We start from the raw sequence: 21,489 nt of genomic DNA on the forward strand, positions 1-21,489 counted from the left end.
GTGACCGTCGTCCTTCTGACCGGGTTCGACCCCTTCGCCGGTGCGGACTCGAACCCGTCGTGGGACGCGGTCCGGCTCGTCCGGGATGGCTGGCTGCACCCGGAGACCCTCGAGGTGGCCCGTCTGCCCGTGGAGTTCGAGCGTGCGGGTATCGAGCTCGACGCCCTGCTCGACCGACTCCGGCCCGATCTGGTGATCGCGACCGGGCTCGCCGAGGGCAGGAGCGACATCACGCCGGAGCGCGTGGCCATCAATCTCGCGGACGCGCGCATTCCCGACAACGCCGGGGCGAGTCCCATCGACGCGCCCGTCGTGCCCGGTGGGCCCGCCGCATACTTCTCGTCGTTGCCGGTCAAGGCCGCGGTCGCCGCGCTGCATGCCGCGGGTGTGCCCGCGGCGGTGTCGCAGACGGCGGGCACCTTCGTGTGCAACGCGGTGTTCTACCGGCTGCAGCACGCGCTCGCGGGCAGCGCGGCACGCGGCGGATTCGTGCACGTGCCGGCGTCACTGGAATCAGCGCGCGCCGCCCCGGGCGATTCCGCCCCGGTGCCCACGATCGCGTCCGACGTCGTGGCGCGGGCCCTCGACATTCTCATCCGCACCTGCCTCGACACCGATACCGACCTGGTGCTGAGCGGCGGAGCGGAGCACTGAGCACCGAGCACCGAGCACCGAGCACCGAGCACTGAGCACTGAGCACTGAGCACCGACCGTCCGACGCTCCTCGGGCTAGCGGCGCGGGCCGGTATCGACCTCGTCGGTGCCGACCGGCTTCGGTCGGGACATCAGTGAGGCGGGTTTGACCACTCCCCGCCCGAATCGCATCGATGCGGCGTCCACCGCCCGCTCGGCCTCGCGCCAGTCCTCGTCGGGGTCCCACAGGCTGAGCTGGTTGCCCGACGCGTCGACGAGGTGCTCGGCGCGCACGCCCACGAGGCGGATACGGTCTGATGGCCGACGCACTCCGTCGTAGATGTCCCGCACCTCCTCGTAGATGCGTCGGGCCAGGTCGGTCGGTTCGCCGAGGGTGCGCGATCGCGTGATGGTGGTGAAGTCGGCGTAACGCAGCTTCAGGGACACCGTGCGGGCGGTGTAGCCCGCCTTGCGGAGCCGCACCGCCACCCGATCGGCCTGCCCGAGCAGTTCCCGACGCACCCGCTCCGGGTCGGTGACGTCCGCACCGAAAGTGTTCTCGTGCCCCATGCTCTTCTCGGGGCGATGCGTCGACACCCGCCGCGCATCGATCCCCCACGCGAGCGCATGCAGCTTCGCCCCGGCCGCGTCGCCGAGCACCTTGCTCAGAACCTCGGGCGGTGTGGCGGCGAGGTCGCCGATGAGACGGAGGCCCCTCCGCTCGAGCGCCTCCTGCGTCGTGCGCCCGACGCCCCAGAGCGCGCCGACCGGGAGGGGGTGCAGGAAGTCCAATGTGGCCTCGGCCGGAACGACGAGCAGGCCGTCGGGTTTCGCCCGGGTCGACGCCATCTTGGCGACGAACTTGGCCGACGCGGCGCCCACCGAACAGGTCAGCCCGGTATCGGACAGCACGCGCGCCCGGATCGTCTCCGCGATCGTGGCCGGCGAGCCGAACAACCGTCGCGCACCGGCCACGTCGAGGAACGCCTCGTCGATGCTCAGCGGCTCCACGAGGGGCGTCATGTCGCGGAAGATGTCCATCACCCGCCGGGAGAAGTGCGAGTAGCGCTCGTAGTGCGAGGGCAGCACCGTGGCCTTCGGGCAGAGTCGAAGCGCCTGCGACATCGGCATCGCCGACCGCACACCGAATCGACGGGCCTCGTAGGTGGCCGAGGTCACCACCCCCCGGCCCGCTGTGCCACCGACGATCACCGGCGTGCCACGCAGCTCCGGGTGCTCGAGCAGCTCCACCGACGCGAAGAACGCGTCCATGTCGATGTGCAGAATTGTGGCGGTCGTGTCGTCGACCGAGGTCGCGGACACCTGCCGCCCACTGCCGTCGTTCTTGCTCATGCTCGCCCGCTCACCTCCCGGCCACGATAACCGACACCCCCGACACCGACGACGAGTGCTCCGCAGGGCGGATCAGGTGCGGCGGATCCGTTCGATGCGAGCGAGCGCCGCATCCTCGCTCGTGGAGCGCGGCCCGAGCACGCGACCGACGGTGGCGAGCGCCACACGGGTCGCGCCGATCGCCGGGAGCGGTACCGGTCCGATCGCGGACCGGTGCAGACCCAGCATGCGGCGGTACTCCGGCTCCAGCGATGCCACGGCACCGGCGAAGAGCACCCGGTAGGCCGGCATCATCTCCCTCCGAAGCGGAGGGTTGCGGAGGAAACGCAGGGTCTCGGCCACCCGCTCGTCGCTCTTCAGCGTTCCGGCCGTGCGGAAGGCGTCGAGCTGGCCGGCCAACTCCGCCGCTGACGTCGGTGGGCGGGGTACCCCCATCAGCTCACCGGCCTTCGCCCATTCGCTCACGTACCGGTCGGCGCCACCGGGGATCGGCGGTCCCCACAGCAGGTGGCTGCTGAGGAACGCATCCGTGAAGACGATGTGCACCCAGGACAGCAGCTCCGGGTCGTCGGCCCGGTAGTTCCGCTCCGCACCGCGCGCGTCGGTGTAGGTTCCGGTGACCCTGCCGTGGTACTTCTTCACTCGCTCGCTCTGCTCGATGGCGGTGGCGGTGTCGGCGAAGGTCACCGTGATGAGCCACTGAATGGTGCCGGCGAGCCGTCCGAGCGGGTCCTCGCGATAACGGGACCAGTCATGCACTCCCGCCATGGCCCCCGGGTGCAGAGTCTGCATGAGCAGAGCGCGGATGCCGGCGACGAGCGTGGGCATCCCGCCGTGCACCGCCCACGCCGCCGATCCGGGGCCGAAGTACCCCTCATCGGTGCCCCGCTCGATCGCGCCGACCCACTCGGGCCGCCCGTCGGGATTGCCGGAAAAGGTCTGCAGGAGGTGCGATCTCCAACTGTCGGCGAATCCACTCACCGGTCGAATCTATTCGTCCCATCTGTGAAGCGGATGCTCCGGCTCCGCCGGCGACACGGGCGGCGACTCGGGTATCGGAGGGGTCAGGCGACCGCCGCGATGATCGGGGCCATCGCCTCGCGGAACGCGCCGGAGTCGGCACGGAGGCTCGTGGTGACGACGAGCCGGTTCGGTCCGACGATCCAGATGCCGCGTTCGGCGAGCGGCAGCACGGCCAGGTCGAGCGCGAACGCCTCGGCCTTCCGTCCGAGCGACCGTTCGCAGGCCACCACCACTCCGTTGATGTCATACTCGCCCTGCTGGATCCGAAGTACCGACGCGTCCCCGAAAGCCTCGTGCTGCGTGCCCGCCCACCGGCGGGCGACCTGAAACCGTGCCATGAGGAGCTGCCGCAGTTCCGGTTCGTGCTCGAACTCGTCGAAGGTCGGCGGCTCGAGATTCCAGAACTTCGGCCGGTCCGCGGGGGCGAGGAGGCGTTGCCACCAGGCGGTCCACTCCGCATGCAACGCGTCGATCCGCCCCGGTGCGGGCTCGTAGCGGTCGCTGAACGGCGGCGCAACGGACGGCTCGATCGCCGGCAGGGATCCCGCGGGCGCGAGGCCGGCGGCGTCGCGCAGGTACAGCGCGATCAGCAGGTCGGTCGGAGCATCCTCTGCCACCCGCCAGGTCTTGGACCGCCTACGCATCAGGGCGGCGGCGCGCGGAGGCGTCAGGCATCGAGGCGGGCGAGCAGTTTCGTGACGGTGCGCCAGTTGCGCGCGGTGGCGTTGTGCGGGAACTGCTTCCAGAACCGGCGGGGGACCTTCGAGTGCAGCACCCCGTCGGGGCACCACTGGTACACCGCTCGACTGCCGATGGCGAGCTCCTCCGGTGCGAGCACCGATTCCCCCGGGCGTGACACACCCGCCGCGTCGACCTGGTCGTCGTCGAGGTCGCGGTCGAGGAACGTGACGAGCAGACGCGAGTCGTCATCGCTCGACTCGGTGAGGGGATTTTCCGCGACGACGCGACGAAAGGTGTCGGCGTCGAAGATCAGCACCGACGACTGCACTCCCGTTCTCATCAGCACGGCGTCCTCGATGAGTGTTCCGGCACTGGCCTTGAGGGTGCCCGCACTCTCGAACACCACATTGCCGCTGCGCAGCACCGTCTCGACGTTCGTGTAGCCCAGTTCCTCGAAGGCGCTGCGGAGATCGGCCATGGCGATGCCTTTCGCGCTTCCGACGTTGATGCCGCGGAGCAGGGCTATGTACTTCGCCATCGGTGGCCTCCCATGGTGCATCCTCGCCCGCGTCGAGCAGGCGGAATTCGATTGTGCCGCAACGCTCGGGGCGCGGCTAGAGCGAAAGCACGTCGGAACGCGTCGGGTGCCGGGAGCCGCCGGGCAGGTGGACCCGAGCCGGAGCGGGCGCGCGACCGTAGGGTAGGACCATGACCCAGAACGAAGACCCGTCGCTCGGCGACGTGATCCGGTCGGTGCACGCGACCGGTGAGGACCGCTTCGGCGTCGAGCATGAGCGCAACACCCGTGACCATCCCCGACCCGAGACCTCCCCGGTCGGCGGCGAGGAATCCCCCGACGCGAATCCCGCCGACGCGACGTCGTCCGACGAGGCGCCCGACTCCGGCTCCTGAGAAGCCGCGGAGTACGGTGCGCCTGTGACCTCCCTGCTGATGCTCGCCGACACCCACCTTCCGCGGCGGGCGAAGCGCCTCCCCGACGAGGTGCTGGCGGCGCTGGACACCGCCGACGTCGTGCTGCATGCCGGTGACTGGGTGGACGTCGCCACGCTGGACCTCCTCGAGCAGCGATCAGCGCGTCTGATCGCTTGTTACGGCAACAACGACGGACCGGACCTTCGCGGGCGCCTGCCCGAGGTGGCGAGAGCCGACATCGATGGGATCCGGTTCGCGGTGGTGCACGAGACGGGAGCGGCGACGGGCCGGGAGCGCCGGATGGATGACGCCTTCGACGATGTGGACGTGCTGGTCTTCGGACACAGCCATATCCCGTGGGACACCCGCACACCGCGCGGCATGCGGCTGCTCAATCCCGGGTCCCCCACCGACCGTCGCCGCCAGCCGCACTGCACCTACCTCACCGCCGACGCGCGGGACGGCGAGCTGACCGACGTCACGCTGCACCGGCTTCCGCCTCCCGTCCGAGCACGCTGACTCCGACGGTGCTTTCGGTGGGTGCCGTCCGCATGCCCCGTCAGCGAATTCCGTTCCCGGCGGTCAGGCGCACCACTCCCCCAGGGTCGCCTCGAGGATGTCCGCGAGCGATCGGATCGACGCCACGGTGGCCCATTCCGTCGCGGCGTGCGCACCGCCGCCGTCGACACCGAGAAGCAGGCAGGGTATGCCCGCGTCGGCGAAGAGCCCGGCGTCGGTCCAGAACGGCTCGCCCCGCGTCGTCGCCGGTTGACCGAGCACGCTCTCCGTCGCCGCGAGTATTGTCCGCACCAGTGGCGCATCGGGCGGAGTCTCGAACGCTCCGCGCGCGACCATGCGGGACAGTCGTACGTCGACCTGAGGGTCCTCCTCGGTGAGCGTGGTCAGCATTCCCCGGAGTTCGGCCTCGACGTCGTCCGGCGTCTCGCCCGGGAGCATGCGCCGCTCGATGGTGAGGCGGCAGGACGCCGCGACGGTCGCAGCATCCGCTCCACCGTGGATGCTCGACACCCGCACGCTGCCGTGGCCGAGGATCGGGTGCGGCTCGGCGCTCTCGAGTCGCCCCGCCAGTTCGCGGAGCGCGACGAGGAGACGACCGGCGTGCTCGATGGCATCCACTCCGTCGGCCGGCATCGACCCGTGCGCGGCACGACCGATGAATGCCACGTCGAACCAGGCGAATCCCCGGTGGGCGAGCGTGAGCTCCAGCCCGCTGGGCTCGCACACCACCGCCGCATCCGGCGTCACCCGCTCGAGCACCTCCACCGTGCCGGCGCTGCCGAACTCCTCGTCGGCCACCAGCGCGAGGTGCACGTCCCCTCGCAACGCCGTGCCCGCCGTCGCCCGTGCGGCCGCCACGAGCATCGCCGCGAGGCCGCCCTTCATATCGAAGGCGCCCCGACCCTGCAACTCGTCGTCCACGACGGAGCCGCCGAACGGGTCCCCCGCGTAGCCCTCCACCCCCACCGTGTCGAGATGACCGTTGAGCATCAACGACGACCCGCCACCCGTGCCGCGGACCGTGGCGAGGATCGACGGTCGGCCGGGCTGGCGCTCCAGCCGGGTCACCTCGAACCCGCGTGCGCTCAGCCAGTCGGCGCAGAAATCGGCGATCGCCGCCTCGCCCGCGCCGCCCGGCACCAGGTCGGGATTGACCGAATCGATTCCGATGAGGCGGGACGCGAGCGCGACGACGTCGAGCGGATCGGTGGCCGGGGCGACCGGGCGAGGGGGTGCGTCGGGGTCGAGAGTCATCCCCCGATCCTGCCACCGGAGCCCGCCGCACCTCGCAGGCGGGACGGCTAGCGTGGCGGGTGACCCCCAAGGAGTGTGCCCATGTCACCGCGTTCGACAACCCCCCTGCCCGACCTCACCGGACGGCGCGCCGTGGTCACCGGAGGCACGAGCGGGCTGGGACTCGAAACCGCGCGCCGTCTCGCCGCCGCCGGTGCTGAGGTGGTCCTCACCGCACGCACGGACGAGAAGGGGCGGACGGCGGTGGACGACATCCGCTCCACCACGCCGGGAGCCCGCGTCGAGCACTCCATCCTGGAGCTCGCCGACCTTGAGTCGGTGGCCGAGTTCTCCGCGCGGACGTCGGCCGACAACGCCCCCCTCGACCTGCTCATCAACAACGCCGGCGTCATGGCGGTTCCGCACCGGCACACCACGGTCGACGGCTTCGAGGTGCAGTTCGGCACCAATCACCTCGGCCACTTCGCTCTCACGGCGCGACTGCTGCCCGCCCTGCTCATCGCGCGTGCGCCCCGGGTGATCACGCTGTCGAGCCTTGCGCATCGCGGTGGCCGGTTCGACTTCGACGACCTGCACTCGGAACGGACGTACAGCCCCTGGGGGGCGTACGCCACCTCGAAACTCGCCAACCTCGTCTTCGCGCGCGAGCTGGCGCGTCGCAGCCGGTGCGCGGGCTGGGGCATCCTCAGCACGGCGGCCCATCCCGGACTGAGCTCCACCAACCTGCAACGCGCGGGCAAGGAGTACGGTCAGGCGCCATCCGGCGGGCACGCTCCGAAGTCCGGATCGACGAGCCCGAGCGTTCGCAACCGCATCCTGATGACTGCGCGGGTGCTGCAGGACGCCGCAGCGGGTGCACGGCCCACGCTGCGCGCCGCCACCGGCTCCGACGTGAAGCCGGGCGACTACTTCGGCCCCGGCAACGCCTTCGAGCTGACCGGGGCGCCGCGACGGGCCAGGTCGAGCCGCCTCTCCCGGAACGAGGATGTGGCCAAGCGGCTCTGGTCGGAGTCGGAGCGACTCGTCGGCCTGCAATTCAGCTAGCCGCTCGTCCCGCCACTTCGATCTAGGCTTGCGGCATGACGACTGAGGGCACACGGCCATGGCGCACGAGCTACGCGGCCGGAGTGCCCGAGAACATCGACCTGCCGACCGGTTCGCTCGTCGACATGATCGAGGACTCCGTCTCCCGGTTCGGTTCGCACGTGGCGCTCGAGTTCTTCGGTGCCGAGACGACCTACGCGCAGCTCGGTGACGCGATCGATCGGGTGGCCGAGGGACTTCGCCGCGCCGGTGTCGGGGAAGGCGACCGGGTGGCGCTCGTGCTGCCCAACTGCCCCCAGCACGTCATCGCGTTCTACGCGGTGCTGCGCCTCGGAGCGATCGTCATCGAGCACAACCCGCTGTACACGCCGCGGGAGATGCGGCACCAGTTCGAGGATCACGGTGCCCGGGTGGTGATCGCGTGGGACAAGGTGGTGGACTCGCTGCAGAAGCTGCCCGAGGACATCGCTTTCGACACCATCGTGTCGGTGAACCTCGTCGCCGCGATGCCTCTCGGCAAACGCCTCGCGTTGCGGTTGCCGATCCCGAAGGCCCGTGCCGCCCGGAAGGCCGTCACCGCGAAGGTGAGCGGCGCCACGAGCTGGGCCTCCCTCGTGGGCAACCGCAGGCTGCGGGCATCCTGGCCGCGCCCCGGGGTGAACGACATCGCGCTGCTGCAGTACACGAGTGGCACCACGGGGCTCGCCAAGGGCGCCATGCTCACTCACCTGAACCTGCACGCCAACGCGCTGCAGGGACGGGCTTGGGTGCAGGGCCTCCGGGAGGGGTCCGAGGTGGTCTACGGCGTCCTGCCGATGTTTCACGCCTACGGGCTCACCCTCTGCCTCACGTTCGCCATGAGCATCGGTGCACGGCTCGTGCTCTTCCCCCGCTTCGACGTCGACCTCGTCCTCACCGCCGCGCGCCGCCACCCGCCGACCTTCCTCCCCGCCGTACCGCCGATCTACGAGCGCCTCGCTTCCGCCGCAGCGGAACGCGGCGTCGACCTGTCGAGCGTGCGCTTCGCCATCTCCGGAGCGATGAACCTCCCCGTCGCCACCGTCGAACTGTGGGAGAAGGCCACCGGGGGCTATCTGGTGGAGGGCTACGGACTCACGGAGACATCGCCGGTCGCGCTGGGGAACCCGATCGGACCGAGCCGCAAGCCCGGCACGGTGGGCGTTCCGTTCCCGAGCACCGACGTGCGGGTCGTCGATCCCGAGGACCCGTCGACGGAACGTGCCGTCGGCGAGGAGGGCGAACTGCTCATCCGCGGTCCGCAGGTGTTCTCCGGGTACTGGCGCAAGCCGGACGAGACCGCCGCCGTGCTGCTCCCGGGCGGCTGGTTCCGCACGGGCGACATCGTGCGCATGGATGCGGGCGGCTTCGTCACCATCGTGGACCGCATCAAGGAACTGATCATCACGGGTGGCTTCAACGTCGCCCCCTCGGAGGTGGAGGACGCGCTGCGCCAGTTCCCCGGCATCCGCGACGCCGCGGTGGTGGGCATCGCCCGCACCGGCGGCGGTGAGGACGTCGTGGCCGCTGTGGTGCTGGAGCCCGGCACGACCCTCGATGAGGCCGCCGTGCGCGCGCACTGCCGCGGCATCCTTGCCGCATACAAGGTGCCGCGCCGCATCACGACGCTGGATGCCCTGCCCACGTCGCTCATCGGCAAGGTGCTGCGCCGCGAGGTGCGCGATCAGCTCCTCGCCGAGTCCGCCGAGTCCGCCGGGGCCTGACCGACGGACGGCGTCGCCGGGTTCCGGGGCGCCGGTCTCGGCGTCGAGCGGGCTAGTAGCGCGGCCGCTCGTCGGCCGGCACGAAGATCCACAGCGCGATGTAGAGCAGCACCTGCGGTCCGGGCAGGATGCAGCTGAGCACGAACAATAGGCGCACGACGAACGGGCTCCAGCCGACGCGTCGGGCGATGCCCGCGCACACCCCCGCGATGATGCGACCGGAACGGGGCCTGCTGAGAACTGCCATGGGTCTGCCTTTCGTCGGGTGATCTCAGGCTAGACGATGGGGTCATCCGCGTGGGGTGGTTCCCGTACGGTCCGTGGCCCGTCGGAGGGGTGCGTTTTCGGACGCGCGCCCGCTTCCGTCAATGGCCGCCGTATCTACTACGGCGATCGACGGAAACGGTGGCGTCATCCACCGAATCGGCCGCGGGTGATCGAAATCGCGGCGTCGATCAGGATGCCCGCGCGCTCGCGCACGGTGCGCCCCTTCGACAGGCTCAGGGACCGTGGGGTGGCGTCGGTCGGTGCCATACGCTCCCTAAGCCCGTCGAAGGGACACCAGACCGGGACCCAGGGGCGCGTCGGTCGGTGCCATACGGTCCCTGAGCCTGTCGAAGGGACACCAGACCGGACCGTGGCGGGTCCCTTCGGGCTTGGGGACCGTGGATCAGACCGGCTGGAGGGCGACCGGCGGACCCGCCGGGAGGACGACGTCGATGGAGTCTCCGGCGCGCACCGTGCCGCCCTCGAGCACGACGGCCATCACTCCGGACTTCCGCACCAGTGCGCCATCCGCGTCGCGGTCCAGCACCGCCTTCATGAGTCCGGGCTGGAGGCCGTTCAGTTGCACGCACGGATTCCGCAGTCCGGTGACGCGCAGCCGGGCGCCGTCGGGAAAGACGAGCTCCGTGTCCCGCGGCAGGGCCAACAGGTCGATGCCGCCGGTCACCACGTTCTCACCGAGCGCACCGGGCACCACATCGAAGCCGCCCGTCCGCAGTTCCTGCAGCAGTTCGGTATGGATGAGGTGGACCTGGCGGAGGTTCGGCGCATCCGGCGTACGAGACTTATGGGACCGGTGCTGCACCGTCGCACCGAAGTGCGCGTCGCCCTCGATACCGCGACCCTCGACGAGAACGATGCTCGCCACCTCGGGCTTGCTGAAGGAGTGCTCGGAGTCGCGGGCAACCGCGATCACATGACCGGATGGCGACGCTGGCTGCATGACCCCATCCTGCCACCCGCCAGCGGATCGACCACGAAGGGCGAGGCGCAACCATAGAGTGATCGGGTGAATCCTTCGACTTCGCGGCCCTGGCTGAACAGCTACGCGCCCAACGTCCCCACCCATATCGATCTCCCCGAGGGATCGCTCGTCGACATCGTCGATGAGTCGGCGGAGCGGTTTCCCTCCGACGTCGCGCTGGAGTTCTTCGGCTCGACCACGACGTACTCGTCGCTCCGCGACCAGATCGCGCGCGCCGCGGAGGGCCTGCGCGCCGCCGGAGTGCGGGCGGGAGACCCGGTCGCCATCGTGCTGCCGAACTGCCCGCAGCATGTGGTGGCGTTCTACGCGGTGCTGCGCCTCGGAGCAGTAGTCGTCGAGCACAACCCTCTGTACACCCCGCGCGAGCTGCGCCATCAGTTCGAGGATCACGGGGCCCGCGTGGTCATCGCCTGGGACCGGGTCTGCGACACCATTCGCGACTTCCCGGACGACGTGCGCGTCGACACGATAATCTCCGTGAACATCACCCGCGCCATGCCATTGAGTACCCGCGTGGCCCTCCGCCTCCCGATCCGCAAGGCACGGGAATCGCGTGCCGCCCTCACGGGCCCGGCGAAAGGCACCGTCGACTGGCGGGGAATCGTCGGGAGCGGCCGGCTCGACCCGGAGCATCCTCGGCCCGGCGGCACCGATCTCGCGGTGATCCAGTACACCAGCGGCACGACCGGAAGCCCGAAGGGCGCCGAACTGAGTCACCTCAACCTGAGCGCCAACGCCGCGCAGGCGCGCGCCTGGGTGCCCACGATCGAGCGCGGAACGTCGGTGGTGTACGCGGTGCTGCCGATGTTCCACGCGTACGGCCTCACGCTCTGCCTCACCTTCGCCATGAGCATGGGGTCGCGGCTCGTGCTCTTCCCGAAGTTCGATGTCGACCTCGTGCTGAAGGTGATCCCCCAGCACCCGCCGACCTTCCTCCCCGCTGTGCCGCCGATCTACGCGAAGCTGCAGGAGGCCGCGACGGCGCGGAACGTGTCGCTCGCCGGAATCGACATCGCGATCTCCGGGGCGATGACCCTGCCGGAGAGCGTGGTGATTCCGTGGGAGGAGAAGTCGGGCGGGTACCTGGTGGAGGGCTACGGCCTCTCCGAATGCTCCCCCGTGCTGATGGCGAACCCCGTGGGACCCACACGTCGGGCGGGCACGGTGGGACTACCGCTCCCGAGCACCGAGGTGCGCGTGGTCGACCCGGAGAATCCGACCGAGGACCGGGCCCCCGGGGAGGAGGGCGAGCTCATCGTGCGCGGCCCGCAGGTGTTCTCGCGCTACCACGGGAAGCCGGAAGAGACCGCTGCCGTCTTCGTGGACGGCGACTGGTTCCGCACGGGCGACATCGTCACGCTCGATGACGACGGCTTCGTGCGTGTGGTCGACCGCATCAAGGAGCTGATCATCACGGGCGGTTTCAATGTGTCCCCCTCGGAGGTCGAGGAGGCGCTGCGGGGATACGACGGGGTCGAGGACGCCGCGGTGGTCGGCATCCCGCGAAACGGCGGCGACGAGGATGTCGTGGCGGCGGTCGTGCTGTCGCCCGGCGCAGAGGGGAACGCCGAGGCGCTCCGTGCTCACGTCCGCGCCCACCTGACGCCGTACAAGGTGCCGCGCCGCGTCGTTTTCGTGGACGAACTGCCCCGCTCACTCATCGGCAAGGTGCTCCGCCGCCAGGTGCGGGACGGCATCCTCGCCGACGACGCGACATCGACGTAAGCGCCGCAGCGACGACATGGACGCACGGTGCCGACGTGAGGCCAGCGGCACCATCCGGCGCCGTCGGAACGCCGTCCCGCCGACCCGTATTGCACGAAACGTGCTCACGCGCAAGCACTCGTTCACCCCTCGTTCAGATTCGTATGATGATCTAGTACTCAGCTCCCGTAGGGAAACCACCGCTCAGGTCGTCGTCTTTCCCTTCCGGTAGAGCTAGTAACACACACTCCGGGTCTGCACAAGCCCCTCGAATAATAATCACGATCGTTATGGCTGGCGCTAGGCTGCTGCTGTGCCCCTTGCGGGTGACTCCGGAATCTCCTCAGGGGATTTACGCACGTTCTCATTCGGGAGGGCGTGAACGGGTCACACTCGCATCACCCGGCGCGGGGAGTATGAGCAACAACATGACCATGATGGAAGAACGAACCACTACCAAGTCCACCGAAGACGAGGCCGTCCTCACCCTGGCGGTCAATGATGACGACGAGATCGAAGCGCGAGGAACCGCCATCCTCGGGGCTTCCACCGATCCGGTGAAGGATTACCTCCGCCAGCTGTCCAAGGTCGCCCTGCTTACCGCGGACGAGGAAGTCTCGCTCGCCAAGCGCATCGAGGTCGGCGTGTTCGCCCGCGAGAAGCTCGACACGCAGCCGGATCTCGACCCGGAACTCGTGCGCGAACTCACCTGGCTCGCTCACGATGGCGAAGCGGCCAAAGAGAACCTCGTCAGCGCGAACCTGCGACTGGTGGTCAGCATCGCCAAGCGCTACACCGGTCGCGGGATGCTCTTCATGGATCTGATCCAGGAGGGCAACATGGGCCTCGTGCGTGCTGTCGAGAAGTTCGACTTCACCACCGGCTTCAAGTTCTCGACCTATGGATCATGGTGGATCCGCCAGGCGATCGCCCGTGCGCTCGCCGACCAGTCCCGCACGATCCGCATCCCGGTGCACACCGTCGAGCTGATCAACAAGATCGCCCGCATGGAGCGTGAACTGCGCATGGAACTCGGTCGCGACGCCACCATCGAAGAGGTCGCCAAGGAGGTGGACCTTCCCGTGGAGAAGGTGCGCGACCTCCGTGACCGCGGACGCGATCCGCTCTCCCTGCACTCCGCCCTCGGCGACGAGGGCGACGGAGAGTTCGGGGACATCATCGAGGACACCGACACCGAGCAGCCCCTCGACGCGGTGAGCACCACCATGATGAATGAGCACGTCAAGGCCCTCGTGCAGTCGCTGCCGTCCCGCGAGCGCGAGATCATCTCGATGCGCTTCGGCCTCGTCGACGGTCAGACGAAGACCTACGAGCAGATCGGGCAGCTTCACGGCGTCACCCGCGAACGCATTCGCCAGGTGGAGCTGAAGACCATGGCGCATCTGCGCAAGGTCGCAGCCCACGAGTTCCTCGAGAACTGACCCCCGCACCCCCCGACGGGGAAGGCGCCCTCTTCTCCGGGAGGGCGCCTTTTCTGTGCGCGGGGCCGAGGTGTCCGCGGAGACGGTCCGTAGCGTCGGCTAGCTGTCCGGATCGTACCCGAACTCGCGGAGCTCCTGGGGGCACCGGCAGGCCACCGCAATCCTCCTCGCCCACTCGACGGCGTCCTCGCGCGTCGGAAGCTCCAGCACGGTGAACCCGCCCGTGAGAACCGACCCCGCATAGGTCTCGCTGCTCACCGAACCGTCGGCGGCTACCAGCACGGGAGGGACCTCCTCGTCGATCCCGCCGCCGAACACGTAGACACCCGCGGCTTTCGCCTCCGCAATCACGGCGTGCGATTCGGCGACCACGGCGGGAAACTCCTCGGCGGTGAGCACCATCGCATCGCTCGGGAAGCTGATGAGATATTTCGTCATGGCTCGATGGTGGCCGCGTGCGGGCAGAATCGCAACGGTTGCGGGCGGGCAGCACCGCCCACCGGTCGCGTCAGAACCCGAAGTCGCCACCGCCGAAGTCGCCTCCGCCAAAGTCGCCACCGCCGAAGTCGCCACCGCCGAAGTCGCCGAATCCCCCGCTGGCGTCTCCCTCCGTATCCCCGGGGTCGGCGTCCGATGCCCCCGGGTCTGCCACCGCGTCCGCGCTGCCGACGTCGGGCAGGAACGCCTGTGCCAGTGCGGAGCCGACCACCACTCCGGCGATGGTGCCGAACAGCGATCCCGCGACAACGCTCCCCACGCCGATGCCTCCGCTGCCGCGCGAGCCGAAGGAGCGCTCCAGGATGCCGGGCGAGCGGAGCTCCGAGCGGATCGCCGAGCGGGCGAGCATCGCCGGCTCCGCTCCCGACGGTCGGTCGCCCTCCCTCGCGACGGCCGTCAGCTGCTCGAACAGCAGCGAACGCTGCTCCGGTGTCAGCCGCCCGAACGCCTCGGAATGCACCTGTTCGATCGTCTCGGGAGGAGCGGTGCGGAGCAGATAGCGGTAGCGCTCGACCGCGATCTCATCCGCGCTGCGGACGTCCGCACCCTGCGCCCTACCGGGATGCGTCTCTTCCCGTCCTATGAGCCGGTCCCAGAATGTCATGCTCGCTCCTCGATCATGCACACTGTAGGGACTCCGGGCGAACAACGGCTGAACGAACCGTCGCACGCTCGTCGTCCGCTGGTCACCCCGCGTTGGCCGGTGAGGAGCGGAGGGCCCGACTACTCCGGCGCGGAATTCGCCCTCTCGAGCACGAGCTCGCGCACGCGGGCCGCGTCGGCGGACCCGCGCATGGCCTTCATCACCGCTCCGATGACGGCGCCGGCAGCCTGCACCTTGCCGTCGCGGATCTTCGCGAGCACGTCGGGTTGCGCGGCCAGGGCCTCGTCGATGGCGGCGATCAGTGCCCCGTCGTCGGAGACCACGGCGAGCCCGCGGGAGTCGACCACCTCGGCGGGAGAGCCTTCACCGGCGATGACGCCCTCGAGCACCTGGCGGGCGAGGCGGTCCGTGAGCGTGCCCGCTTCGATCAGTTCGATGAGCTGGGCCACCTGCTCGGCGGACACGAGCGAGGCGGAGTCGACGCCCGCCACGTTCGCCAGACGTGCGATCTCGCCGGTCCACCATTTGCGGGCGGCCTGCGGAGAGGCACCCGCCGCAACGGTCGCATCCAGCTCGTTGAGGAGTCCCGAGTTCACCACATCGCGGAACTCCAGTTCGGTGAAGCCCCACGCCTCGCGGAGGCGTCGCCGACGGAGGGCGGGCGCCTCGGGCAGGGCCTGGCGCAGCTCCTCGATCAGCTCCGTGCTCGGCTGCACGGGGAGCAGGTCGGGCTCGGGGAAGTATCGGTAGTCGTCCGCGTCGCTCTTCGGTCGCCCGGCGGAGGTGCGGCCGGTGTCCTCATGCCAGTGCCGGGTCTCCTGCGTGATGGTGCCGCCGGCGTCGAGGATGGCGGCCTGTCGCTGGATCTCGTACCGGATGGCCCGTTCCACCGAGCGCAGCGAGTTCACGTTCTTGGTCTCGGTGCGCGTGCCCAGGATGCCGGACCCGCGCGGGCTGAGCGAGATGTTGGCGTCGCAGCGCAGGTTGCCGCGCTCCATCTTCGCGTCCGAGATGCCGAGGGCGATGACGATGTCGCGAATGGTCGAGACGTAGGCCTTGGCCAGCTCCGGCGCATCCTTCTCGGCACCGTAGATGATGTCGGTGACGATCTCGACCAGCGGGACGCCGGCGCGGTTGTAGTCGACGAGGGAGTACTCGGCACCCTGGATGCGACCGGTGGACCCACCGACGTGGGTCAGCTTGCCCGCGTCCTCCTCCATGTGCGCGCGCTCGATCGGCACGGTGACCGTGCGACCGTCGGGCAGCTCCACGTCGACCGAACCGCGATAGGCGATGGGCTCGTCGTGCTGGCTGATCTGGTAGTTCTTCGCCAGGTCGGGGTAGAAGTAGTTCTTCCGCGCGAAGCGACTCGATTCGGCGATCGAGCAGCCGAGGGCCAGACCGAGGCTGATCGAGTACCGCACCGCCTGCTCGTTCACCACGGGCAGGGAGCCCGGCAGGCCGAGGTCCACCGGAGTCACGTTCGTGTTCGGCTCACCGCCGAAGAAGTTCGGCGCGTCGGAGAACATCTTGGTCTTGGTGTTCAGCTCGACGTGCACCTCGAAGCCGAGCACGGGCTCGAAGAGTTCGAGGGCGCGGTCGAAATCCATGAGCTTCGGGGCTGCCATCAGCGTCCTCCAACAGTCGCGGTCGCGAGCTCGGGGGCCCGCGAGAGAAGTGAGCCGCCCCAGCTCTCCTCGAGCAACTGCTCGAGGGCGGCACCCACGGTGTACAGGCGCGCGTCGGAGCGGGCGGGGGCCATGAACTGGATGCCGACCGGCAGTCCGTCTTCGGGAGCGAGTCCGATGGGCAGCCCGATCCCGGGCACCCCCGCCAGGTTGGCCGGGATGGTGGTGAGGTCGTTCAGGTACATGGCGAGCGGGTCGTCGAGCTTCTCGCCCAGGCGGAACGCCGTGGTGGGCGCCGACGGGGTGGCCAGCACGTCGACCCTGCCGAAGGCGTTGTCGAAGTCCCGCTGGATGAGTGTGCGCACCTTCTGGGCGCTGCCGTAGTAGGCGTCGTAGTATCCCGCGCTGAGGGCGTAGGTGCCGAGGATGATGCGGCGCTTCACCTCGGGACCGAAACCCGCGTCGCGGGTGGCCGACATGACCTGCTCGACGGTGCCACCGCCGGGCGGGTTGACCCGGAGGCCGAAGCGCACCGAGTCGAACTTCGCGAGGTTGCTCGAGGCCTCCGCCGGGAGGATGAGGTAGTAGGCGGCGATCGCGTACTCGAAGTTCGGAGCGCTGATCTCGACTACTTCGGCGCCGGCGGACTCGAGCACCGCGAGCGCCTCCGTGAACCGCTGCGTGACTCCCGACTGGAAGCCGTCGCCGGTGAGCTGTTTGACCACACCGACGCGCATGCCCTTCAACGCGCCCTCCCGCTGGCCGGCGCGGGCGGCATCCGCCATCGAGGGCCACGTGTCGGGGATGCTCGTGGAGTCGCGCGGGTCGTGGCCGCCGATCACGTCGTGCAGCAGTGCGGAGTCGAGCACCGTGCGGGACACGGGGCCCACCTGGTCGAGCGACGAGGCGAGCGCGATGGCGCCGTAGCGGCTCACGCCGCCGTAGGTGGGCTTCATGCCCACGCTGCCGGTGACCGCCGCAGGCTGGCGGATCGATCCGCCGGTGTCGGAGCCGAGGGCCAGGGGCGCCTCGAACGCGCTCACGGCGGCGGCGGAACCGCCACCGGATCCGCCGGGGATGCGGTCGAGGTCCCACGGGTTGCGGGTGGGTCCGTACGCCGAGTGCTCGGTCGACGAGCCCATGGCGAACTCGTCCATGTTCGTCTTGCCCAGGGGGACGAGGTGCGCGTCGCGGATCTTCCGTACGACGGTCGCGTCGTACGGCGGGATCCAGCCCTCGAGAATGCGGGACCCGGCGGTCGAGGGCATGTCGAGCGTGCAGAGCACGTCCTTGATCGCGAGCGGGACTCCGGCGAGCGGGCCGAGCGACGAGCCGTCCTCCGATGCGCGGATCCGGTCGATCTCCCCGGCGCGGGCGAGCGCGGCATCCCGGGCCACGTGCAGGAAGGCGTGAATGTCCCCGTCGACGCCGTCGATGCGATCGAGGTGCGCGCGGGTCGCGTCGACGGACGAGACGTCCCCGGCGGCCAGCGAATCGGCGAGTTCGGCGGCGGTCAGGCGGATGAGATCGGTGGAGGTCACGCGCGGCCCCTACTGCTCTTCGCCGAGGATCGCGGACACGCGGAATCGGCCGTCGTGCGCCTCGGGCGCACCGCTGAGGGCCTGCTCCTGGGTGAGGGTCTCCCCCACGACGTCGGGCCGGAACACGTTGACGAGCGGAATCGGGTGACTGGTGGCGGGCAGGTCGGGCGTCGCGACCGCGCTCACCTTCGCCACGTTGTCGACGATGGATCCGAGTTCGACGGTGAGGCTGGCGATCTCCTCCGGGCTGAGCTCGATGCGAGCGAGCATGGCCAGGTGGGCCACCTGCTCGGCACTGATTTCGGACATGCGACTCCGTCCACGTCGGTTCTGGGGGTTGCCGTCAATTGTACGGGCGGGGCGAGAGGTGCCGTCGCCGTGCCGCGGTCCCGATCCTCGAGCGTGTGGACTTGCGGTCCCTGAGCCTGTCGAAGGGACGCCACCACACGGACCCTGAGCCTGTCGAAGGGACGCCACCACAGGTCCCTGAGTTTGTCGAAGGGACGCCACCACAGGTCCCTGAGCCTGTCGAAGGGACGCCAGGGAAGATCGCACCGATCCGTCCCTTCGACAGGCTCAGAGACCGCGGGGCTCAGGAACCGCGGGGCTCAGGGACCGCGGGGCTCAGTAACGGTGGAGGGCGGGGACCGAAGGATCGGATCGGGTCAGCCGCGGGCGCCCGGCAGCACGCGAGGGTCGATGCGCTCCTCGATCGCCCGATCGCCGTCGCGCGTGACGAGGTAGGCCCCCTTGCCGCGGATCTCGGTGATCGCTTCCACGAGCTGGGTGTCGCGGTAGACGAGACCCACACCGTCATCCGTGCAGTAGGTGTCGGGGAGAGTGCCGTTCGCCACGAGCTCGTGCACGAGCGGGCGGCGGCGTTCCTCGTTGTCGTAGTGCACGCCGTTGGCGTACGGGAGCAGCCCCAGACCGTTGGTCACGGGATCGAGCTCCGGGCGGAAGGAGTCTGTCGTTCCCCCCATGTGCCAGCAGATGGATCCGGCCGAGACCCCGGCGAGCACGACGCCCGAACGCCATACCCGCTCGAAGATGCTGTCGAGGCCGTGCACGCGCCACACGGCGAGGAGGTTCGCCACCGAGCCCCCGTTCACCCAGACGACGTCGCTCGCCATCAGCAGCCCCTCCATGTCGTCGACGGACGGCATGGGATAGAGGTTGAGGTGGGTGAGGTCGAAGCCGGCGACATCGGCGGCCTCCGTCAGTTCGGCGTTCAGATGACGCTGATCACCCATCGCGGTGCCGAGGTGCGTGATGCGCGGCGCGCGGGAACTGACCCCGCTGAGTTCGATCGCCGCCGTGACGAGCGGCGCGAACGTGCGGCGGATGCGTCCTCCGGCGAAGTAGCCGCCGGAGGTCGCAAGGATCGTGGGTGCGTCTGCAGGCATCGCCCCATTCTGCCCTGTCGGAGCACTCTGCCCTGTCGGAGCAGCCTGCCCTGTCGGAGCAGCCTGCCCCACTCACGCGGGCCGCCCTGCGCGAACCGCCCGCTCCTTCCAGGGCGCCGATTCGGGACGGGATCACCGCGGCCGGCAGGAACTCTCGCCCTGCAGGGTCATCCCGTCGTCCGTGATGCGGAAGATGACGATCTCGCTGCCGCGTTTCCCCTGCAGTTCCAGCACGTCGCCCACCTCGCCGCCGTCCACCTCGTAGCCGAGCTCCTCGAGGGCGGCGTGGGCGGCGTCGAGCGTGACGGTCACGTCGTCGGGGATGGGGCCCACCCGGAGTGCCGGGTAAGTCTCCCCCCGCACCCACAGGGGCAGCGGGCACCCGCGCGGAGTGGGGTCGTCACGGTTGTCCCACCGACCGCCCAACGCCTCCTGGGTGGTGTCGAGCGCGGTGTAGAAACGGGTCCGGGACTCCTCGGACGTCTCTCCCGCGCCGGCGCAACCGGTGACGGAACACAGGGTGATGAGGAGTGCGGCGGGGAGAAGCCGTCGATGTGTCATGCGCAACTTCCCGACGTCGGATGCGTCAAACTATCATCCGGCGAGCGCCAGTGTCTTCTGCGCGTCGAGGGCTGTCCCCTCGGTCACCCACTGCCCCTTGTCGATGCCGATGAGCGCCATGTTGCGCATCGCCTCGGTGCCCGGCGAGAAGTATTCGTTGTGCCCCGTCGACCCCGAGAGCGCCTTGCCGGTGAGCCGGTCGATCGATCCGGCCACGCTGAGCTTCTTCGCTCCGAAGGAGGCGGCGCCAGGGTCGCTCCCGAAGAACGCGCTGTCGACGATCGGGTCCCAGCCCGCCTCTCCGACGTAGACGTCGTCCGCCGGCACGGCCAGCTCGGACACGTGCTGGGCCGCGCTCCCGGGCGACCCGACGAGCGCGAGCGCGTCGGCCTTCGCGCCGTCCGTCAATGCCATCAGCGCGGCGGTGGAACCGTAGGAATGGGCGATGACCGAGACATGCGGTTCATCGGAGGCGCGGATTGCTCGGATGCCGTCCAGCGAGTTCGCGAGGTAGTTCGCTCCCTGCTCGGCGAGTTCTCGACCGCCCACGTTCATCACGTGCGGGGTGTGGTAGCCGATCCAGGCAACGGTGGCGACCGTGGCCTCCTCCTCGAACACGGCCTCGAAGCTGGCCTGTTCTGCGTAGAGTCGCGCCGCCGCGTCGGTCCAGTCGCCGATCTGCTCGTCGATGGTGATGAACATGCCCGGGACGATGTAGCTCACGTAGTCCGCCGACGAGAGGTCACCGAGAGCGATCGCCGCCCGGCCCGGGTAGACGGTGTCGAGAGTGAGCAGGTGGCGTTCCGGCACCGACTTCTCCGTACCGAGCGCGTCCTCCACGGCGCGCAGCATGCGCAGGGTGCGAAGCAGGTCCCGCTGCACGCCGCGCCCGACTCCCCGCTCCAGCCGATCGACGAGTGCATCCATCGATTCGGTGAGGTAGGTACGGTTCGCCCTGTCCCGCACCGACATGGGGACGCCCTCGAGGTTGCCGATGACCTCGGGGGCGGCGGAGACGAGGCTGGTCTGCTGCGCCTCGGACAGCGAACTCCACCACGAGCCCGCCCGCACCGCCGACGGCGGCGAGTAGATCAGGTCGGCGATGACCTTCGGGTTCTCCGCCACGAACTCCCGGAGTTGCGCCGGGGGAACAACGGCCGCGTTGCTCAGCAGGGTCATCCCCCTCATCTCGGCCAGCAGGGCGGGCTGGAACACGTCCGCGCCGCGCGCCGGGTCGAAGACGAATGCCGAGGGATAGCACAGTTGCTGCGCCGAATCGGTGAGGACACCGGCGGCCGGATCGGCGGGGCGCGCCGGGACGTACGACGTCGGAGAGGCACTCCCCACGGCGTTCGCCGACGCCGAGGCGATCGACGGCGCCAGTGTCAACGACGACGGGGAGGCGTTGGCCGACGCTGGAAGGATGGTTCGGGCCGGGACGGCTCCGAAGGCGATCAGCTCGCCGCGCGCGATGCGCGATGCGGTCGCGTCGGTGATCAGAGCGCTCCCGTGCACCGCGGCGGGCTCGAACACGAGGACCGTCGCGCTCGACACCGCGCGCATCGGTTCGCTGAAAATTTCGGTGACCGACACGGTCGCCGAGGCGAAAATCCACGCCATAACGGATAACAACAATTCGGTTACGTTCCCCCC

Annotated in this window: 23 protein-coding genes; 7 read left to right on the top strand and 16 right to left on the bottom strand. The window is 69.6% G+C overall.

What is annotated here, in order from left to right; genetic code table 11:
* Entirely contained in the window at window positions 1-654 is a 654-nt protein-coding gene (gene pcp / locus EY822_RS01965; RefSeq protein ID WP_150306735.1) for a pyroglutamyl-peptidase I, read from the top strand.
* A 75-nt stretch (window positions 655-729) separates the two neighbouring features.
* Here the strand turns inward: pcp and EY822_RS01970 are convergent, their stop codons facing one another.
* From EY822_RS01970 to EY822_RS01985, 4 genes are all read right to left on the bottom strand, one after another.
* Window positions 730-2,052 (bottom strand): DNA polymerase IV, encoded by a 1,323-nt coding sequence (locus EY822_RS01970; protein ID WP_150306736.1) that lies wholly within the window; start codon window positions 2,050-2,052, stop codon window positions 730-732.
* Window positions 2,053-2,058: 6 nt separating this feature from the next.
* Window positions 2,059-2,967 (bottom strand): oxygenase MpaB family protein, encoded by a 909-nt coding sequence (locus EY822_RS01975; protein WP_150306737.1) that lies wholly within the window; start codon window positions 2,965-2,967, stop codon window positions 2,059-2,061.
* Window positions 2,968-3,050: 83 nt separating this feature from the next.
* Window positions 3,051-3,626, bottom strand: a complete 576-nt coding sequence (locus tag EY822_RS01980; protein ID WP_150306738.1) for a hypothetical protein — start codon at window positions 3,624-3,626, stop codon at window positions 3,051-3,053.
* A gap of 50 nt (window positions 3,627-3,676) precedes the next feature.
* Window positions 3,677-4,228: a DUF1697 domain-containing protein gene (locus tag EY822_RS01985; protein WP_227496949.1), complete on the bottom strand. Its 552-nt coding sequence runs from the start codon at window positions 4,226-4,228 to the stop codon at window positions 3,677-3,679.
* Window positions 4,229-4,398: 170 nt separating this feature from the next.
* Between EY822_RS01985 and EY822_RS01990 the strand changes: the two genes are divergently transcribed.
* Together EY822_RS01990 and EY822_RS01995 are read left to right on the top strand one after the other, a co-directional pair.
* Window positions 4,399-4,602: a hypothetical protein gene (locus EY822_RS01990; protein WP_150306740.1), complete on the top strand. Its 204-nt coding sequence runs from the start codon at window positions 4,399-4,401 to the stop codon at window positions 4,600-4,602.
* Between the two features lie 39 nt (window positions 4,603-4,641).
* Window positions 4,642-5,142 (top strand): metallophosphoesterase family protein, encoded by a 501-nt coding sequence (locus EY822_RS01995; protein ID WP_150308715.1) that lies wholly within the window; start codon window positions 4,642-4,644, stop codon window positions 5,140-5,142.
* Window positions 5,143-5,205: 63 nt separating this feature from the next.
* Here the strand turns inward: EY822_RS01995 and EY822_RS02000 are convergent, their stop codons facing one another.
* Complete coding sequence (locus EY822_RS02000; RefSeq protein ID WP_150306741.1) at window positions 5,206-6,396, bottom strand: ArgE/DapE family deacylase; 1,191 nt, start codon at window positions 6,394-6,396, stop codon at window positions 5,206-5,208.
* Between the two features lie 81 nt (window positions 6,397-6,477).
* On the opposite strand from EY822_RS02000, the gene EY822_RS02005 reads away from it, so the two are divergent.
* Both EY822_RS02005 and EY822_RS02010 read left to right on the top strand, forming a co-directional pair.
* Window positions 6,478-7,440 (top strand): SDR family oxidoreductase, encoded by a 963-nt coding sequence (locus EY822_RS02005; RefSeq protein ID WP_150306742.1) that lies wholly within the window; start codon window positions 6,478-6,480, stop codon window positions 7,438-7,440.
* Between the two features lie 35 nt (window positions 7,441-7,475).
* On the top strand, window positions 7,476-9,182 hold the full coding sequence (locus tag EY822_RS02010; protein ID WP_150306743.1) for a long-chain-fatty-acid--CoA ligase: 1,707 nt from the start codon (window positions 7,476-7,478) through the stop codon (window positions 9,180-9,182).
* A 52-nt stretch (window positions 9,183-9,234) separates the two neighbouring features.
* Here EY822_RS02010 and EY822_RS02015 read toward each other — a convergent pair whose 3' ends face one another.
* The 3 genes from EY822_RS02015 to EY822_RS02020 all read right to left on the bottom strand — a co-directional run bounded on the left by EY822_RS02015 (window position 9,235) and on the right by EY822_RS02020 (window position 10,410).
* Window positions 9,235-9,429 (bottom strand): PspC domain-containing protein, encoded by a 195-nt coding sequence (locus EY822_RS02015; protein ID WP_150306744.1) that lies wholly within the window; start codon window positions 9,427-9,429, stop codon window positions 9,235-9,237.
* 164 nt (window positions 9,430-9,593) lie between these two features.
* Entirely contained in the window at window positions 9,594-9,716 is a 123-nt protein-coding gene (locus tag EY822_RS15540) for a hypothetical protein (protein WP_264673999.1), read from the bottom strand.
* A gap of 136 nt (window positions 9,717-9,852) precedes the next feature.
* Window positions 9,853-10,410, bottom strand: coding sequence for an MOSC domain-containing protein (locus tag EY822_RS02020; RefSeq protein ID WP_150306745.1), 558 nt, complete (start codon window positions 10,408-10,410; stop codon window positions 9,853-9,855).
* Between the two features lie 66 nt (window positions 10,411-10,476).
* Here EY822_RS02020 and EY822_RS02025 point away from each other — a divergent pair, with 66 nt between their 5' ends.
* Together EY822_RS02025 and EY822_RS02030 are read left to right on the top strand one after the other, a co-directional pair.
* Complete coding sequence (locus EY822_RS02025) at window positions 10,477-12,177, top strand: long-chain-fatty-acid--CoA ligase (RefSeq protein ID WP_150306746.1); 1,701 nt, start codon at window positions 10,477-10,479, stop codon at window positions 12,175-12,177.
* 407 nt (window positions 12,178-12,584) lie between these two features.
* Window positions 12,585-13,598 (top strand): RNA polymerase sigma factor, encoded by a 1,014-nt coding sequence (locus EY822_RS02030; RefSeq protein WP_319803457.1) that lies wholly within the window; start codon window positions 12,585-12,587, stop codon window positions 13,596-13,598.
* Window positions 13,599-13,697: 99 nt separating this feature from the next.
* On the opposite strand, the gene EY822_RS02035 is transcribed toward EY822_RS02030, so the two are convergent.
* From EY822_RS02035 to EY822_RS02070, 8 genes are all read right to left on the bottom strand, one after another.
* Window positions 13,698-14,036: a YciI family protein gene (locus EY822_RS02035; RefSeq protein ID WP_150306748.1), complete on the bottom strand. Its 339-nt coding sequence runs from the start codon at window positions 14,034-14,036 to the stop codon at window positions 13,698-13,700.
* A 70-nt stretch (window positions 14,037-14,106) separates the two neighbouring features.
* Entirely contained in the window at window positions 14,107-14,700 is a 594-nt protein-coding gene (locus EY822_RS02040; protein ID WP_150306749.1) for a hypothetical protein, read from the bottom strand.
* 119 nt (window positions 14,701-14,819) lie between these two features.
* Window positions 14,820-16,328 (bottom strand): Asp-tRNA(Asn)/Glu-tRNA(Gln) amidotransferase subunit GatB, encoded by a 1,509-nt coding sequence (gatB, locus tag EY822_RS02045; protein WP_150306750.1) that lies wholly within the window; start codon window positions 16,326-16,328, stop codon window positions 14,820-14,822.
* Window positions 16,328-17,869 (bottom strand): Asp-tRNA(Asn)/Glu-tRNA(Gln) amidotransferase subunit GatA, encoded by a 1,542-nt coding sequence (gene gatA, locus EY822_RS02050; RefSeq protein WP_150306751.1) that lies wholly within the window; start codon window positions 17,867-17,869, stop codon window positions 16,328-16,330. Before gatA ends, gatB begins: the two co-directional genes overlap by 1 nt.
* Window positions 17,870-17,878: 9 nt before the next feature.
* A complete protein-coding gene (gene gatC / locus EY822_RS02055; protein ID WP_150306752.1) occupies window positions 17,879-18,178 on the bottom strand; it encodes an Asp-tRNA(Asn)/Glu-tRNA(Gln) amidotransferase subunit GatC in 300 nt (99 codons plus the stop codon).
* A gap of 356 nt (window positions 18,179-18,534) precedes the next feature.
* Window positions 18,535-19,275: a Type 1 glutamine amidotransferase-like domain-containing protein gene (locus tag EY822_RS02060; RefSeq protein WP_150306753.1), complete on the bottom strand. Its 741-nt coding sequence runs from the start codon at window positions 19,273-19,275 to the stop codon at window positions 18,535-18,537.
* Between the two features lie 132 nt (window positions 19,276-19,407).
* On the bottom strand, window positions 19,408-19,836 hold the full coding sequence (locus tag EY822_RS02065; protein ID WP_150306754.1) for a hypothetical protein: 429 nt from the start codon (window positions 19,834-19,836) through the stop codon (window positions 19,408-19,410).
* Between the two features lie 33 nt (window positions 19,837-19,869).
* A complete protein-coding gene (locus tag EY822_RS02070) occupies window positions 19,870-21,471 on the bottom strand; it encodes an alpha/beta hydrolase (RefSeq protein ID WP_227496950.1) in 1,602 nt (533 codons plus the stop codon).
* Window positions 21,472-21,489 lie beyond the last annotated feature (18 nt).

Source organism: Planctomonas psychrotolerans, assembly GCF_008642235.1.
Lineage (GTDB): Bacteria > Actinomycetota > Actinomycetes > Actinomycetales > Microbacteriaceae > Planctomonas > Planctomonas psychrotolerans.

What these genes read in the sequence shown, in the direction of transcription:
- EY822_RS01985 (WP_227496949.1), bottom strand. Translation starts at nt 4,228, where the DNA reads ATGGCGAAGTACATAGCCCTGCTCCGCGGCATCAACGTCGGAAGCGCG.
- EY822_RS01990 (WP_150306740.1), top strand. Translation starts at nt 4,399, where the DNA reads ATGACCCAGAACGAAGACCCGTCGCTCGGCGACGTGATCCGGTCGGTG.
- EY822_RS01995 (WP_150308715.1), top strand. Translation starts at nt 4,642, where the DNA reads ATGCTCGCCGACACCCACCTTCCGCGGCGGGCGAAGCGCCTCCCCGAC.
- EY822_RS02000 (WP_150306741.1), bottom strand. Translation starts at nt 6,396, where the DNA reads ATGACTCTCGACCCCGACGCACCCCCTCGCCCGGTCGCCCCGGCCACC.
- EY822_RS02005 (WP_150306742.1), top strand. Translation starts at nt 6,478, where the DNA reads ATGTCACCGCGTTCGACAACCCCCCTGCCCGACCTCACCGGACGGCGC.
- EY822_RS02010 (WP_150306743.1), top strand. Translation starts at nt 7,476, where the DNA reads ATGACGACTGAGGGCACACGGCCATGGCGCACGAGCTACGCGGCCGGA.
- EY822_RS02015 (WP_150306744.1), bottom strand. Translation starts at nt 9,429, where the DNA reads ATGGCAGTTCTCAGCAGGCCCCGTTCCGGTCGCATCATCGCGGGGGTG.
- EY822_RS15540 (WP_264673999.1), bottom strand. Translation starts at nt 9,716, where the DNA reads ATGGCACCGACCGACGCCACCCCACGGTCCCTGAGCCTGTCGAAGGGG.
- EY822_RS02020 (WP_150306745.1), bottom strand. Translation starts at nt 10,410, where the DNA reads ATGCAGCCAGCGTCGCCATCCGGTCATGTGATCGCGGTTGCCCGCGAC.
- EY822_RS02030 (WP_319803457.1), top strand. Translation starts at nt 12,585, where the DNA reads ATGACCATGATGGAAGAACGAACCACTACCAAGTCCACCGAAGACGAG.
- EY822_RS02035 (WP_150306748.1), bottom strand. Translation starts at nt 14,036, where the DNA reads ATGACGAAATATCTCATCAGCTTCCCGAGCGATGCGATGGTGCTCACC.
- EY822_RS02040 (WP_150306749.1), bottom strand. Translation starts at nt 14,700, where the DNA reads ATGACATTCTGGGACCGGCTCATAGGACGGGAAGAGACGCATCCCGGT.
- gatB (WP_150306750.1), bottom strand. Translation starts at nt 16,328, where the DNA reads ATGGCAGCCCCGAAGCTCATGGATTTCGACCGCGCCCTCGAACTCTTC.
- gatC (WP_150306752.1), bottom strand. Translation starts at nt 18,178, where the DNA reads ATGTCCGAAATCAGTGCCGAGCAGGTGGCCCACCTGGCCATGCTCGCT.
- EY822_RS02060 (WP_150306753.1), bottom strand. Translation starts at nt 19,275, where the DNA reads ATGCCTGCAGACGCACCCACGATCCTTGCGACCTCCGGCGGCTACTTC.
- EY822_RS02065 (WP_150306754.1), bottom strand. Translation starts at nt 19,836, where the DNA reads ATGACACATCGACGGCTTCTCCCCGCCGCACTCCTCATCACCCTGTGT.